A 14795-nucleotide genomic window follows, 5' to 3' on the forward strand; every position below is an offset into this window, starting at 1 on the left:
TAATCTTTCCGTATTGCACAAAACGGCAGTAAAGGCGGACAGAAAATCTGTCCGCCCCTCCGGGATTTTACAATATTTCTTAATTTACGGTAAGAGCAGGCTTATTTGAAGTATTTTCCCTGCTGTTGAAGCTCAAGCTTGCTCCATTATTATTCTCAACCTGCAATTTGAAGGTCATTTTTTTATCTCCGCTCATCTGGCTGTTCACATAGCTTGTAACGTCTATGGTATACCAGCCTGCAGCCGATACGTCAACCGTGCCAATTGATACCGCATCTGTGCTGCCGGGCTGATTGTCCCAGGTTATACTTCCGCTGCCCGATTCGATCCAGGAATCGGTGCCCGAAAGTCCGTATATTTTTACAGGTGTAGCCGCAGATGCGGCATTGCAGTATATCTTCAAGGCAGCCGATGCAACCGATGTTCCCGCACGTCCGGTAAGGTCAAATTTTATGAAACCCTTCCTGTTGTATCCGGCGTCCGGATCACCTTTGACATCAATCGTAGTGGCTGTGCCATAATTGGTTGCTGAGTAAGTCCCGTCCCTTACATATGCATCAGCGCTTGCCGGATAGTCCACAGGGACAGCTGAAGTCGTAGCGCTCACAGCCGTGCTCCATGCGCTCGAACCGGCACTGTTTTTAGCCCTTACCTTGTAGCTGTGTGTTGACCCCAGTGTTAAACCTGTATGTGAGTAGGGTGATGTTACATTGCTTATTGTCGTGCCGTCAACTTCAAGGTCATAGCCTGTTGCACCGGCTGCTGAATTCCAGCTTACATTTATTTGTGACGGACCTGCCGCTGTAGCAGTCAAGCCTGCAGGCACTGCCGGTGCAGCCGGTGTGTAGCTGCCTCCCATAAATGCTGCCATTGCCATACCTGCCGCATTTCCGGTAATAGTAACCTCATTTGTTGCATAATCTCTGCGGTTATCATGCCAGATCATACGATTATCATTGAATTGCACTATGTTTGGATCTTCCTGTCCTGAAAGCAATGGATCCAACTGATCCACAGCATATTGGGCACTTGTTTCAAAACCTTCGCTCCATGCGCCAAGGAGCTCATACGCCGGATTACTGACACGGTTCAGAGTTGTGACACGGTGGCGGGGGTTCTTGAACCAGGTGGTACCTGCTCCATTTAACATACTGACGCCCCACGGATTTTTGCCCAGCATAAAATCCATCTGCTGCTGTGCTAAATTTAAGTATGCGGAACTGCCTGAAAGCTCCTGAAACATCAATGCTTCAACCGCATTATTGCTCATTGCCTCATAAGTGCCCCACTTCGGCTGGCTGCTGTTATTCCAGAATTGCGCATCCGCGTAGGATTTCTTTACATTCAAATGGTTGTTCATACGGGCTGCAGCAGTACTCTTGTATGCCGGATCAAGTGATGCCACTTCATAGTTTGCCCATGCATAGGATCTTGACCAATTGAGGCTGGTGTCGCTTTTGTTATACCACTCCCCTGCGCTGTCACAATATGACCTCGCATCTGTCAGGTAAGAAGCTGTCCCTGTGGCACGGTAGAGTTCTGCCGCCGCCCAGGCCATATCATCCCTGTAATCGGTATCCACATAGAACTCATCCGCATCTCCTGCAATTCCTGTCCTTGTCTTTCCCCAGGTGTATATCTGCTGTGCTGCCACAAGATAATTGCCGGCCAATGCTGCATCATAACAGGGTCCGCTGGGGTCTCCCCATATTTTTGCTCCAAGTGCCAGCGCAGCTGCCGCTTTCCCTGCCAGGTTGGCACCGGTCCCCGCCGGACACGGATGCACCGGACGCGCCGGACCATATATGGTATTATCATTTTCAGGCCAGCATTTGCTGCGGGAATCAAGATCATCATTTTCAACATCATGGTCAAGGCCATCGGCTACTTCCATATATAATATCTGGTTTGTGTTGTCCCACATCTTTCTTATGAAGTCAAGTCCGACTCTTGCTTCGGTTAATACCCCGCCGGAGCTTCCGGGGGAAGGAAATGCCTCAGGACGGTGTATATATGTTGTTAAGATTACATCAGTCACATGTCCTATGGTGCTCATGAATTTAATATAATCGGACGCGTCGTGCCATCCTCCGGTAACATCAATAGTTTTGGATGTTCCGTCAGGTTTTCCGTCTATTGACGAATTTGAACCTGATATATGGCAGGGGCCATGATCCTTCGGATTGGTATTTCCACAGCGCTGTACTTTAAAAAATTGCATTGAAAGATCGGCCAGGGTACTGTAGACTGAATCACCCACTGGAAAGGACGGCGATTTATATGAGTTGATTTTAATATAATATCCGCTGCCCGGTGTATTCAGAGCGCTGAAGTCAAGAGCATATGTATATGCGCATTTTGCTCCGCCTGCGTCGCCCCAGCTTCCCTTATTGGGTGACGAAATTGTTCCATTTAACACTGATACATTGCCTGAATTAAATACGTCGTACCTGACGCCGCTTAGATTGGTGCTGGACAGCACCATAGCAACCTTTCCTGCTGACGGCTTGTACCCTGCCTGGTTAACCCTGATAAATATTCCGCTGGCATTTGCCCAGGCTGTGTCTGCCGGCATTATCACTGCCGTCAGCATGATAATTGCAACCAGGAATGAAATAACTCTGCTTCTTCTTTTCATTTTTTACACTCTCCTAAACTTTTAATATATGTGAATTTGACTTACAAGATCCCCTTGTCAATTCTACAAATTATGTTTAGTTGGCATATGCATTCAAAACTTTTTCCCTGTTATGCCTTTTACAGCCATTTTCCTCTAAAGCCCATAAAACCGCACCCGCCACAGGCGGTGATTTTAAGATGTTAAAAGCTATCCGCCTTTCTTTATTCTTTTCAATGACTTCCTGCTTAATTTTATCAATCGCCCTTGAATTTTCACCTTTTACAAATATTGAACCGGCCAGAATGACATTTATGGTTTCCTCCCTGCCAAAATCAAGATTGGTTATAAGTCCATTTATACATCTGGCATACTCCCGGCCCATGTTATCCAATATTTCCAGCGCTACCGCATCATTTTTATTGGCGGCTTCAAAAATCAATTTATTAAAAAAATCATATCTATATTCACCTTCATCGATTTTGTATTGCAGAGCTTCTACGAAATCAAATTTTGATTTTATATTTAAAATTTCAAAAAAAAGGTCAGTCAGATATGTATCAGGGTCTCCTTTAAAAATTGAATTGTACGTTGCGGACATGGCTTTACCTGCCAGATATTCCCCGCCTCCGAAATCTCCCCCGCTCATAGCTCCCAATCCGCCAATCTGGAGCATATTTCCCCTGGAATCAATTCCACCTATGTTAAAAGCCGTCCCGTTTATTGCACAAATCCCAAATCCATTCTCACATCCGGCTTTAACTCCAAGATAGGTATCATTGCACAGAATAAAGTCTTTTATTCCCAGGTCAGCTATTATATTTGAAATGAGTTCATGCTGTTTTTTTGTATCGACTCCTGCCAAACCGAATACGCATTTTCCAAGCTCGTCTGCAATTATGCCGTTTTTATCAAATACATATGTAATAAGCTTGTCCAATTCTTGCTTAAGTTCATCATAGCCGCCTTTCAGGCATTCATGGTTGGTTTTTCCCCAGCTTATAAAATCAACCGGGTCCCCGTCCAGATTGAAAACAGAACAGTGGGTCTTTGTCCCCCCTCCGTCAATTCCCAGTATGTATTTCTTCATAGCTTCTCCTCCTGAAACTGTGGTAAAAATTCCTTATTTGCCTCAAGCATTTCATCAAGTACACCTTTTGCCTTATAGTAATCCCCTATCAGCGGATGTGTCAGCAGTGCTCCCTCTTTTATCCAATACTCTCCTGGTCATTTTGGCATCCTTGTATTTTTGTATCATTTCATAATTTTTATAAGTTCTCTTGGTTTAATGATATCCCCCCACAACTGCGGCCTCAATGTTATATTTTTACCGATAATTCTTCTTTTTTTACATATATTGCTATAACACCCCATATAATTTTTATCACAGCAATTTTTGCAATATAAACAGCAACCAAAACATATTTGTGTTATAAAAATATTGCTAGTATTTAAAATTAAACTGGCCTTTCCAGCAGTTGTCATAAATCAGCAATACAGGTATAATTTCTTATATTGATTTTATGTATATTTATAAAAAGAATATGGCTAATAAAAGGTTAATGTTTACAATATAAGACAAGTGCTTTAATTAAATTATTCCGTGCTGAAAGCACGGGGATGGAGGTCACATGAAATTATCATTCAGATGGTATGGCACGGACGATCCGGTCAAAATAAGCTATATCAGGCAAATCCCAAATATGTACAGCATAGTTACAGCTGTTTATGACGTTCCGGTGGGAGAAATCTGGAGTCATGAAAGCATAGCACAGTTAAAAGATGAAGTTGAAAAGGCAGGACTCAAGTTTGATGTTATTGAAAGCGTTCCTGTTCATGAAGATATCAAGCTTGGGCTTCCTTCAAGAGACAGGTACATTGAAAACTACAAGGAAAATATCCGGAGACTTTCAAAAGCCGGGGTGAAATGCATCTGTTATAATTTTATGCCTGTATTTGACTGGACACGCACGCAATTGGACAAGACTCTGCCTGACGGCTCAACTGCTCTTGTCTATTATAAAGACCATCTGCAAAAAATGGACCCTCTAAAGGGCGAATTATCTCTTCCCGGTTGGGATGCAAGCTACACCAAAGATCAATTGGCAAATATTTTTGAAGCATATTCCAAAGTGGATGATGAAAAATTGTGGTCACATCTGGAATATTTTCTTAAAGAAATTATTCCTGTTGCAGAAAAGTGTGATGTTAGAATGGCCATTCATCCGGATGATCCGCCGTGGCCCATATTCGGTCTTCCAAGGATCATAACAAATGAAAAGAACCTGGACAGATTCCTCAAACTGGTTGACAGCGAATACAACGGATTGACCTTCTGTACCGGTTCACTGGGAAGCGGCAGTTTTAACGACATCGTTAGAATGGTTGATAAATATTCCGCCATGGGCCGTATTCATTTCATGCATATCAGAAATGTCAAGCTGCTTGACGACGGAAGCTTTGAGGAAAGTGCCCACTACTCGCCCTGCGGCTCACTGGACGTAGTTGAAATTGTAAAAGTGCTTTATAAAAATAAATTTCAAGGCTATGTACGTCCTGACCACGGCAGGATGATATGGGGTGAAACCGGCCGGCCGGGCTACGGGTTGTATGACAGGGCTTTGGGAGCCATGTACCTCACCGGCATATGGGAAACCTTAGTGAAAACGGATAGCAAGCAACTATGAATTTAACGCTATTTTTTACATTTTACTGCAGACATGGAGGTTCATATGGATTTACCATTTAAAATCGATTTAAGCAATAAAGTGGCAGTTGTCACCGGCGGAACCGGTGTTTTGGGTGCATACTGGGTCAACGCACTTGCTGCCTGCGGAGCCAAGGTTGCAATACTGGGAAGGGATCTTGCTCTTGTTGAAAAAAAGGCTTCTGAAATTGTCAGCTCCGGCGGCTCTGCCATAGGAGTTGCCGCAGATGTTCTTGACAGGGAAAGCCTCAAAAATGCCCATAATATTGTACTGCAAAAATTAGGCCCTTGCGATATCCTTATCAACGGTGCCGGAGGAAATCATCCCAAAGGTACTACTACAAAGGAATACCTTTATCCTGAGGATCTTACCGATAAAAAGGACGGCATTACAACTTTTTTTGATCTGGATGAACAGGGCATAAAACATGTGATGGATCTGAACTTTCTGGGCACTCTGCTGCCTTCCCAGGAATTTTCAATAGACATGGTCGGGAGAAAGGGCTGTACAATAATCAATATTTCCTCCATGAATGCCTATACTCCGCTTACAAAAATCCCTGCATATTCAGGAGCAAAAGCGGCGGTCTCCAATTTCACCCAATGGCTTGCAGTACATATGTCCAAGGTCGGAATAAGAGTCAACGCCATAGCACCCGGCTTCTTCCTGACAAAACAGAATGAGGCTCTGCTTAAAAATCCCGATGGGAGCTACACCGAACGGTCCCACAAGATTTTGAACAGTACGCCTATGGGCAGGTTCGGAGAAGCTCGGGAGCTGGTGGGCGTGCTGTTATTTCTGGTGAATGAGGAAGCCTCAAGCTTTGTAAATGGTGTGGTTATTCCTGTGGACGGAGGCTTCTCGGCATATTCAGGGGTGTAGATGTGATTTAAAGACAAAAATTTTATATTTCACGTAAATAAACTGCATAGTCTGGTATGCAGTTTTTTACTTCACCTAAATCCTCCAAATTACGCAAGGCCGTATTAATTCCAAATCCTTAGGCAACAAGAAGAATTACTTCCTCCTCAGCTCTTCCTGCTGTCCATCACAAGGCTCTTTGCCACCACATTCATCCTTCTGATGTTCAGGGCGGTAAGGTGCTTGATCTGTTCGCTGACCTGCTCCTGAACTTCTCTGAGCAGTTTTTTTATCATATAACCGTATATAAGTACAATATCCATTTCGATATATATTCCGTCCGGCCTGTTTTCAGCGCGGAACCTGGATATTTTGGATACACCTTCAATATTGGAGGTGACATATTCAACTATCTGGTAGATAGTATAGTCCGAAATGGTATAATTTCCCATATAGCTGAAGGTAGGCCTTACCACGGATTTTTCGCCCACCAGCTGGTAGCTGCCCTTACCCTTTCTCCTGAAAATCTGGAGCGGGTCAAGAAAATACCCCGAAAAATCCTTTTTTATCTCAAAGGTAGGAACGGGAATTACATGTTTTCCCTGCTCTCTTCTGGTGGATAACGCCTGCTTTATTTCATATTCACTGGCCACGTCGGTTATATATACCTTTTCGGCAACAGGACCTAACCCAAGACGTCCGGCTATTTTTTCCACCATCCCGTCAGAGGTCCCAATTATGAGCAGCACCTGGGTGTCATTATTTTTCAGCGCCTTAACAACATCCTCGGCGTGCTTCGGATCTGTAAATAAAGCTCTTTTGACCGAGGCTATCTTTGTACTTTCCCGTTTTGCAGAAACCCCTGCTACTATGGTATTCCCTTTTATCAGCAGTCCATCGTCTATTATAAAGTCTGTCCCATGTTCTCTTGCAACCCAGGATGCTCTGTGGCTTTTTCCCGTACCGCTTGGTCCAATAAATCCAATTACTTTCAAGGTCTTCCTCCTAATATGGCGTAAACAATAAACATAGAGTCTTTAATCTGAATTATTTACATGTTTTAAACAAATTATAAATTATAACGGTATTGTATGTAAATCATTGATTCCAAACCTGCTTAAATGTTTTGTATACATTTGTATACAAAGGGAAAAAGAGAGCCATTTGACTCTCTTTTCTTTTTCCCGGACATTTTAATCTTTTGTAATTTTAAACTTTGTCTGTTGTAATTTTATCGTTTTATCTTTTGTAAGGTATAAATTATTTATATTGGCTGTTAACCAATATAAAGTGTTTATTCATTTCAACTACACTTTATATAGTTACTACACGATATATTGTATTTATATACCAACTTTTTGTCAATATCTATTGTGAAAAATATCATAGTAATATTTTACTATTTTTTTTAGTCTGTCGACCCTTAGTCTTTTCTGTCGGATTTTGCAAAACTGTATTCACAAACGCTGCAACCGCTGCAAAGTATAACTTTCCCCGAAAAAACATTTTTAATAGTATCCAAAAGTTTTTGGTTTTTAAACCTCTCCCAATTATGAATAATTATGCTTTTGGGAGCCAGCGTTATCAATGAGCTGACCAGCAGGTCATCGTGATTTATTTCAGACTCGGGGAGCTCGGCTATGAACTCCTGGATACACTCATTGGTAATTTCACGTTTCTTCTCATCCAGCAAAATATAGTTTTCATCATATTGCATTACCACATGGATGAAATTAAACTTCGATTCCTGTATCTCAACAAAATACCTTAAAAGCCTTATGAATTCCTTGTACTCCCTTTCAACGAGAAAGTCATCTACTGCATTGTCAATAATATCTTCAAGTTCCTTTATATAATCCTTCAGCCTGAAATTGACAAAGCCGTCCAGAATGATGCTGCTTGAGCTTTCAAAATACTCCATTAGTTTTTTTATAATAAGATTTCTGCGTCTTATTTGAAACAGGGTGTTGAAAAAAACCTTGTCATCGTTTCTGATTATTTTAAGCGAAATGCGTAATATTTCTTTCTTTTCGGCTGAATTAAAATATCCATAGTTACTATTTATAATTCTATTTAAAAGTTTTTCTTCATACTGCTGTATAACATGGTCGGCAAGAGCATTTGACACATGATATTTCAGTAATTCATACTGGTTGGATTTTTTTGAGAACACCGGCTCTCCTTCTAAATTACACACAACTGAAGTTGTACCCTCAAAATCAACCTCTTTAATAGAGTAATCTATATTCTTTTCCCTGAGTTGCTGAAGCTCTTTATCTATTTGTTGTATTATGTTTTCTGCGCTATCTGTTATCCCTATTGAGAGATATGGATACTGCATCAACTTCACTTCCCTTCGTGTGTAGTATGTGCTAAGTCAATTACTATTACTCCAAATGTAAATGAATAGTTTAACCGTAATTGACTTTGGCAAAATGTTGTATGCAGTGAGCGTTTTTACAGTTTATGCTATCAAAAATTATTTTTATAATTTCCCAGCAGCTTTATCCGCTCTTAAGTCTTGCTACATTATATGCACTGTAATTTTTTAAGGTACTACACCTTCAAGATTAATTTATAACAGAGCGAGCAGCGTATTTTCTTTATTTTCAGAACCAAAGATTGTACTGCCGATTCTGTTCCACAGGAATTATTGTTCCTATGTCCATAAGCTTTCCATCATTAAGCATAACCACGTCTACGCGTTTTAAACTCAAAAAGTCCATTATTTTATGGTAATTTTTATGAAAACGTAAATCTCCGGCTATTGCAAGTTTATTTTTCCCTATCATACCTGTGGCTCCCCCGAAAAAACCCATATTAAAAGGCTCCAGCCTGATGGACTCATCAGGCTCTATCAGCAATGAATCCAAACCTGCGGCACAGACTCTTCTATGGATGTCGTGATCCGAGGTTATGATACTGTTTGAATCAACCACACAGGTCAGACATTTGGAATAACCCTGATTTGTGTGAATAAACTCAACTCCTTTCGAGGCAAGCAGCTCCCGTACAACAGGATCGGTATATTTGGTGTTGTGAATTGCATAATTTCCGACTCTTGCAACATTGTAGGCTACAGTCATAGGGTATTTGTCTCCCAGCACGGTATTGCCCTGAAACAACCTGAAGCCTCTTTCCCGAAGTGTATCCAGAAATTGTTCCGGTGTGCCCGGTGCGTATACCAAAACATCTCCGCCTATGTGGTGCAGCATGATGTCGGGATGGAACGCAACGGCAGCATATACATCCGGATGGGCCTCTGTGGGTACTATGGCTATTTTGAGCCTTTCAAGCGCAGCTTTTATTTCGCGGGGTATCCTTCCGTCAATAATGACGGCGGTCACTGTCCCAGCCGGTAAATTTGGTGTTTCTATCAGATTCAAACCCTGCCTCCGTTAATCTAGTACAATATGCAGAATATTGTACTGGTATTTGTTATAAATAAATATTTTTACTATCACACATAATTTTTCTTTTTCATATTATACTAAGGAGTGACTTTACAAAATAGTTATTTATTATGATTTTAATTAATTGTCACTCCCTGGAATAGCTTAATTATACGTTATCTCATTTGGATGCTTTAAATTAAAAACATCAAGTTAATTCAAATACATTACTGTTAATGTTACCTGATCAGTAAATCTTATTATCATAAAACCTGATTATGGTTACAAAAAACATTGTTCTCTAAAAAAGAAAATTCTTTGTACGCATCATATATCAGGACTAACTGCCTGTGAAAACAGACGGTTATTTAAATACACCGCATTTCCCGTAAAAAAGGAAGTGCGGTTATTTTATGCATGTAATGACCGCAGTGAATAAAAAATATGTACATTAATTATAATATATTCAAGCACAATTTCTAATATAGAAATTTGCCAAAACTATCAAGAAAGGAAGTTATGACAATGAGAACACCTTTGGATAGGGTTGCACTAGTACTGGTTATCATTGGAGCTTTAAACTGGCTTTCTGTTGGCTTATTCAGATATGACCTGGTTGCCTCCATATTTGGAACCGCTTCGCTTTTAACAAGGACAATATTTACCATAGTAGGTATTGCCGGTTTGTACAGCATAAGTCTTTTATTTAGGGAAACTGAAACTGCAAGAAATCAATAATAGCCTAAAGTGGCGGGTGTTTGACGCCACTTTATTACTTTTATGGCCGGGTAAAAATATATTTATGTTTCTATTTCCAGAATTTTTTATTAAAAAAGTTATAAATTTCTGTAATAATTTTTTCGGTATTGCAAATTATATAAGTACACCAGCAAAATCACTGATAACAGTGAAATATGGTGACACTAAAAGGAGGAATGCGATTATGGCAAGTAGAAGTAATAACAGAAACACTGGTTTTGAGAACATGAAGTATGAAATAGCTTCTCAGGTAGGCGTAAACCTCAAAGAAGGTTACAATGGTGATTTGACTTCCAGAGATGCTGGTAAAGTCGGTGGAAACATCACCAAGAAAGTATTCCAGACATTTAGAGATCAGCATCAGGAAATGAACAAGTAATATTTGCAGGTGAGTGTCCTTAAAGGGCACAATAATAAAAGGATGCCGTTTAGGACGGTGTCCTTTTATTTAATTAAACTTATTTGCAAATAAACACTTTATAAGTTATGAATATTTTTATATAATTGAACTAATAAGTTAATTGCACCAAGCCTGTACATACACTGCGGGGATAATGTATTTTCTTATAATAATAACAAGGAAACGGTTTCTATGACAACATTTAAAACAATCCTCACAAATCAAATGACAAGGCGTATACTGATACTTCTTGCTTTCGGATTAGGCATCTACCTTTTAAGAGGTATGGCAAACATGTTTTTGCTGACCTTTATCTTTGCTTATCTCGGCTATACTGCGCAAAATTTTGTTTTTAAAAGGGCTAAAAATCTTAATTCAAGAGTCTTAAAGGCTATTATCATTACAGTATACCTTGCAATCCTGACACTTGCCGTTTATGTACTGTATCTGTATATTCCGAAAATAATTTCCGAAGTAAACTCAATCATACAGCAGGCAATTGTTTTCTTAAACGGTACCTATGAAAATGAAACCTTGAATTACTTCATATCACTTTCAAAGGAATTTAAAGTGTCAACGTATATCAACAATAATTATGAGGGTTTGATCAAATCCATCACCAATATAGGCAAATGGGGCATCGATATCTTTATAGCCCTGATATTGAGCTTGTTTTTTATACTTGAAAAAAACAGGATCGTCAAATTCACCTCATATTTTAAAAATAGTAAAATTAAAGTTGTATATGATGAAATGTCCTTTTTCGGAAGAAAATTTCTTCAATCCTTCGGAAAAGTAATCCAAACTCAGATAACCATATCATTTATCAATGCCATCCTGTCAATGATAATGCTGTACGTACTTGACTTTCCGCAGGTATTGGGTTTAGGCGCCATGATATTCGTATTGGGGCTTGTCCCCGTAGCAGGTGTGGTTATATCACTGCTGCCGCTTGCTATTATAGCTTTTACAATTGGCGGCTTTAGAATGATTGTTTATGTTTTGATTCTGATTGCAATATTGCATGCCCTTGAGAGCTATATTCTCAATCCGAAGCTTATGTCCCAGAAGACAAAACTTCCGGTGTTCTATACTTTCGTAATTCTGATAGTATCAGAGCATATCCTTGGGATTTGGGGACTTATAATCGGAATTCCGATATTTATTTTTATATTGGATGTACTTGAGGTACAAAATCCTGACGTACCGGCTGCAGCAGAACCTGAAGACCGGGCTGGTCAATAATAAATACCGGGAGTTACAACAAGTTTTACTTATCACTTAATTATTATTATGGAGGTTGTTTATGGCTTGCTATAATGTTATGACTGTTCTGACAAACAACAGAATTGAAAATGTTTCTGAAATGCAGCATGTTTTTACTAAATCAGGCTGTATTATCAAAACAAGGCTTGGAATTCATGATGCAGGTGAAGACTTTTGCTCAAACGAAGGCCTTATTATCCTTCACTTGATTGGATCTGACAAGGAAGTGCTGGAGTTGGAGGAGAATTTGAACAATATTCCTGGCATTAAGGCAAAAAACAGCCAGATTTGTTCGGATTAATATTACTAAAATATCAATTATAATTAATTACCGGGGTTATATATGGCTGAAACAAAGCAATGTAAAGAATGTATGGGAATGTTCCAATATACCACCAGTGACGGTCTTTGTCTGACCTGCAGCCAGAGAAACGAACTGGAATTTAAAAAAATCAAGAACTACTTGAAGCTGAATCCAAGAGCTACAATAGGTAAAATTGCTACTGATTTGGACATCAAAGTTGCCCATATTCAAAAGTTCGTTGACGAGGGCAGACTGGAAATCATTGATAAGCAGTAAAATTAAAATGCTTTAGTTGTTGTTAAAGTTAAAAGCCGGCATCAGCCGGCTTTTTTATCGGCGGCCACAAGGGCCGTTCCCATTTTATATCTATTCAACACGTTCCGAATTATTCTTCATCCTGTTCCCAGCTGTGATATACATTGGAAACATCATCAAGGTCCTCCAGATTTTCAATCAGCTTATCCATAAACTTGATCTGCTCAGGATCGGTAAGTTTTGTAGTCGTTGTAGGAAGCATTGACACTTCGGCTTCAAGGAATTCATATCCCTTGTTCTCAAGCGCCTCACGTACAGCTGAAAAATCCGCAGGGTCAGTCAATATTTCAAATACATCCCCATCCGCCTTGAAATCCTCGGCACCAATCTCAAGGGCTTCCATCATGAGATCATCTTCGCTGATTTTTCCGTCATTCTCAATAACTATAACACCTTTTTTATTGAACATAAAGGAAACACAGCCGCTCTGACCCAGATTACCTCCGAATTTATCAAAGTAGTGCCTTAAGTCCCCCGCAGTCCTGTTTCTGTTATCGGTGGTACATTCGCAAATAACAGCTACCCCGCCCGGACCATAGCCCTCATAGGTTATTTCTTCATAATTCGCATTATCACCGTCGCCGGCAGCCTTTTTTATACTTCTCTGAATATTATCATTAGGCATATTGACAGCTTTACACTTGGCAATAACATCCTTCAGTTTGGAATTTGTAGCTGGATCTGCACTTCCACCAACTTTAACAGCAATTTGAATTTCTCTGCCAAGCTTAGTAAAAATCTTTCCCTTCTTTGCGTCGGCTTCTCCCTTTTGACGCTTGATATTGGCCCATTTTGAATGCCCTGACATAAATACCTCCCTAATGCTCACTGCATTATAATAAACATTGCTGATTAATTTTTTGAATTATTACTTAAACATTATAATAGTAATTTCTCAAATAATCAACCTGCTGGCATATGAGTTTGCTAACCTATGACTTTCCCTTCACCATCCAATGTTATATATTCTTTTTCACCGCATCCGATGATGGCCCTGCCATTTGTGTTCTCAACGACCTCCCTGATTAAGGCTTCCTCTCTTCCGTCCTCAATAAGGACCGTGATTTCAACATCCTGTCCATACTGTGTATCTTTTATTATATTATTGTTTGTCATGAGCATATTCTGTAATTTCCCAAACAATGTATATTCAAGCATTATGTTAACATTTACACATAATTTTCTCGTAACTACTTCAGCGGCCTCCAGACCCAGAGAAGCCCCGTGGCTGTATGCGCGTATCAAACCGGATGCACCCAGGAGCGTACCTCCGAAATATCTGGTCACAACAACGGCAACATTTTGCACACCCATCCTCCTGATAACCTCAAGCGCCGGCATACCGGCCGTTCCTGACGGTTCACCGTCATCGCTGTATCTCTGGATGAGGCTGTCACCGCTTATGGAATAGGCATAGACGTTGTGGGTGGCATTCCAGTGCCTGGATTTTATTTCATTTATAAATTCAACCGCATCCTCCTCAGAAGACACAGGCTTTACATTCGTTATAAATCTTGATTTCTTTTCCTCAAACTCGGTTACAGCAGTATTAAGGACTGTTTTATATTCGGATATCATTTTGCCTCCATAAAAAAGGTTATAGCAGAATAGTAATTATTATACCTCAGTATACCTGAAAATTAAAGGCTGCAAGCTTTTTCACCTCAATAAAATCAGCACTCCCCATCATGGAGAGTGCTGTAATTTATTTACTTTATTATTGTCAAACTTAATAAAACCCTACCGCATCGGAATTTTCCACCTTGCAATACTTTGAATAGGAACAGTTTATAAGGGATCTGTCCTGACTGTAGGTTATTTTTTGCAAGGCCTCCTCAATGGTAAAATAACCGCCATCGGTAAAGTTCTCTTCTTTATTAACTTCAAATTTATCATCCAGGGATTTCATGACGTACCATGTGATCTTATTGCAGACTGGCCTTTGACGTGTGACTGAAAAGAATTCGTAATTGGTATTACCCGCAGTAGAAATAATTTCGGCATTAATTCCTGCTTCTTCTTTAACTCTTCGCCTGGCAACTTCATCGGGATATTCCCCGATCTTAATTACTCCCTTAGGAAGCACCCACTCATCCTTCTCATTTTTGAGAAGAAATACTTTCTCTCCGGAAAAGACAACACCACCTGCACAGTTTCTAACAAGCATAATCAA

General features: G+C 40.1%; 15 protein-coding genes. 7 read left to right on the forward strand and 8 right to left on the reverse strand.

The window, feature by feature from the left end:
* Nucleotides 1–79: 79 nt before the first annotated feature.
* Nucleotides 80–2638 (reverse strand): glycoside hydrolase family 9 protein, encoded by a 2559-nt coding sequence (locus tag T344_RS0119740; protein ID WP_027630104.1) that lies wholly within the window; start codon nucleotides 2636–2638, stop codon nucleotides 80–82.
* Between the two features lie 76 nt (nucleotides 2639–2714).
* Nucleotides 2715–3707 carry an N-acetylglucosamine kinase gene (locus tag T344_RS0119745; RefSeq protein ID WP_027630105.1) on the reverse strand — a complete coding sequence of 331 codons (993 nt, stop codon included), beginning with the start codon at nucleotides 3705–3707 and terminating at the stop codon, nucleotides 2715–2717.
* Nucleotides 3708–4248: 541 nt separating this feature from the next.
* On the opposite strand from T344_RS0119745, the gene uxuA reads away from it, so the two are divergent.
* Nucleotides 4249–5304 carry a mannonate dehydratase gene (gene uxuA, locus T344_RS0119750; protein WP_027630106.1) on the forward strand — a complete coding sequence of 352 codons (1056 nt, stop codon included), beginning with the start codon at nucleotides 4249–4251 and terminating at the stop codon, nucleotides 5302–5304.
* A gap of 45 nt (nucleotides 5305–5349) precedes the next feature.
* On the forward strand, nucleotides 5350–6207 hold the full coding sequence (locus tag T344_RS0119755) for an SDR family oxidoreductase (RefSeq protein ID WP_027630107.1): 858 nt from the start codon (nucleotides 5350–5352) through the stop codon (nucleotides 6205–6207).
* 146 nt (nucleotides 6208–6353) lie between these two features.
* On the opposite strand, the gene T344_RS0119760 is transcribed toward T344_RS0119755, so the two are convergent.
* The 3 genes from T344_RS0119760 to T344_RS0119770 form a co-directional block, all read right to left on the reverse strand.
* The gene (locus T344_RS0119760) at nucleotides 6354–7181 is read right to left on the reverse strand and encodes an Asp23/Gls24 family envelope stress response protein (RefSeq protein ID WP_027630108.1); all 828 of its coding nucleotides are present in this window, start codon (nucleotides 7179–7181) and stop codon (nucleotides 6354–6356) included.
* Nucleotides 7182–7609: 428 nt separating this feature from the next.
* Complete coding sequence (gene ytxC, locus T344_RS0119765) at nucleotides 7610–8527, reverse strand: putative sporulation protein YtxC (protein ID WP_027630109.1); 918 nt, start codon at nucleotides 8525–8527, stop codon at nucleotides 7610–7612.
* Nucleotides 8528–8795: 268 nt separating this feature from the next.
* Nucleotides 8796–9572 (reverse strand): DUF6873 family GME fold protein, encoded by a 777-nt coding sequence (locus tag T344_RS0119770; RefSeq protein WP_027630110.1) that lies wholly within the window; start codon nucleotides 9570–9572, stop codon nucleotides 8796–8798.
* A gap of 531 nt (nucleotides 9573–10103) precedes the next feature.
* Between T344_RS0119770 and T344_RS0119775 the strand changes: the two genes are divergently transcribed.
* From T344_RS0119775 to T344_RS0119795, 5 genes are all read left to right on the forward strand, one after another.
* Nucleotides 10104–10316, forward strand: coding sequence for a DUF378 domain-containing protein (locus T344_RS0119775; RefSeq protein ID WP_004629179.1), 213 nt, complete (start codon nucleotides 10104–10106; stop codon nucleotides 10314–10316).
* A 205-nt stretch (nucleotides 10317–10521) separates the two neighbouring features.
* On the forward strand, nucleotides 10522–10716 hold the full coding sequence (locus tag T344_RS0119780; RefSeq protein WP_027630111.1) for an alpha/beta-type small acid-soluble spore protein: 195 nt from the start codon (nucleotides 10522–10524) through the stop codon (nucleotides 10714–10716).
* Between the two features lie 213 nt (nucleotides 10717–10929).
* Nucleotides 10930–11982: an AI-2E family transporter gene (locus T344_RS0119785; protein WP_027630112.1), complete on the forward strand. Its 1053-nt coding sequence runs from the start codon at nucleotides 10930–10932 to the stop codon at nucleotides 11980–11982.
* Nucleotides 11983–12043: 61 nt separating this feature from the next.
* The gene (locus tag T344_RS0119790; RefSeq protein ID WP_027630113.1) at nucleotides 12044–12304 is read left to right on the forward strand and encodes a CPF_0552 family protein; all 261 of its coding nucleotides are present in this window, start codon (nucleotides 12044–12046) and stop codon (nucleotides 12302–12304) included.
* A 42-nt stretch (nucleotides 12305–12346) separates the two neighbouring features.
* On the forward strand, nucleotides 12347–12583 hold the full coding sequence (locus tag T344_RS0119795; RefSeq protein WP_004629164.1) for a hypothetical protein: 237 nt from the start codon (nucleotides 12347–12349) through the stop codon (nucleotides 12581–12583).
* Nucleotides 12584–12692: 109 nt separating this feature from the next.
* Here T344_RS0119795 and T344_RS0119800 read toward each other — a convergent pair whose 3' ends face one another.
* From T344_RS0119800 to T344_RS0119810, 3 genes are all read right to left on the reverse strand, one after another.
* Complete coding sequence (locus tag T344_RS0119800; RefSeq protein ID WP_027630114.1) at nucleotides 12693–13430, reverse strand: YebC/PmpR family DNA-binding transcriptional regulator; 738 nt, start codon at nucleotides 13428–13430, stop codon at nucleotides 12693–12695.
* A gap of 119 nt (nucleotides 13431–13549) precedes the next feature.
* Nucleotides 13550–14200 (reverse strand): YigZ family protein, encoded by a 651-nt coding sequence (locus T344_RS0119805; RefSeq protein ID WP_027630115.1) that lies wholly within the window; start codon nucleotides 14198–14200, stop codon nucleotides 13550–13552.
* 151 nt (nucleotides 14201–14351) lie between these two features.
* The gene (locus T344_RS0119810) at nucleotides 14352–14789 is read right to left on the reverse strand and encodes an NUDIX hydrolase (RefSeq protein ID WP_004629204.1); all 438 of its coding nucleotides are present in this window, start codon (nucleotides 14787–14789) and stop codon (nucleotides 14352–14354) included.
* Nucleotides 14790–14795 lie beyond the last annotated feature (6 nt).

It is taken from the genome of Ruminiclostridium cellobioparum DSM 1351 = ATCC 15832 (assembly GCF_000621505.1).
GTDB classification, from domain to species: Bacteria; Bacillota; Clostridia; order Acetivibrionales; family DSM-1351; genus Ruminiclostridium; species Ruminiclostridium cellobioparum.